This window comes from Aliivibrio sifiae (assembly GCF_002954705.1).
Lineage (GTDB): Bacteria > Pseudomonadota > Gammaproteobacteria > Enterobacterales > Vibrionaceae > Aliivibrio > Aliivibrio sifiae_A.
Genome location: NZ_MSCO01000002.1, coordinates 483765 through 484400, shown reverse-complemented (window position 1 = coordinate 484400; position 636 = coordinate 483765). Strand labels below are relative to the sequence as shown.

Here is a 636-nt window from a genome sequence, read left to right as displayed (position 1 = left end):
TATACAGACCTAGCTGAATTTTAGCGCCTTAATCACTGAAACTAAAGGCAAACTGACAACGCCGAGTGTAGCAAATCGTGTTGATGCATTTGTTATACCCGTGCCTTTTCAAGCTCCTTAACCCTTTTTATGACATCTGAATCAGGTTTAGATTTTGATATAACAGAAAAATGTTTAAATGCTTCAGTAACACCAGATTCTTCTAAGATCATTTTCTTTGTGATTTTAGATAGTTCGTAAACCCTTGCTCTTGCAGATGCAATATCTAAATCAGAATCATTATCCAAAACATCCTCAGCTCCCATATAGGCGGTTGCTACTTGAACAGTTAAATAATCGTTCAAATAAAAACCATTTCTATCCATGAACTGACAAAGTGGAAAAATAATAGAAGAGGTTAAATCTTCTCGTTCTGATTTACTTAATTCCGTATTTGTCATAACTTCTGATACTACATCATGCCCAGAAACAAACATCGCATATAACTCTTCATGAATAGCTAGACGTTTATCAAATACTTTTTGAGAATAGATTTCAATTCTATTTTTTCGCCGAAAATACTCACTGAGTAATGCGCCAAGCACTACCCCTGCTAATCCAATTAGTGCGCTTTCCATTAAATTTTTCCTCGTAGGG

General features: G+C 35.2%; 1 protein-coding gene. It reads right to left on the bottom strand.

Annotation, left to right across the window (positions count from 1 at the left end; all coding sequences use genetic code 11):
• Positions 1-92: 92 nt before the first annotated feature.
• Positions 93-636 (bottom strand): hypothetical protein (locus BTO22_RS13125; protein WP_219843873.1); only part of this gene is annotated, 544 nt, incomplete at its 5' end.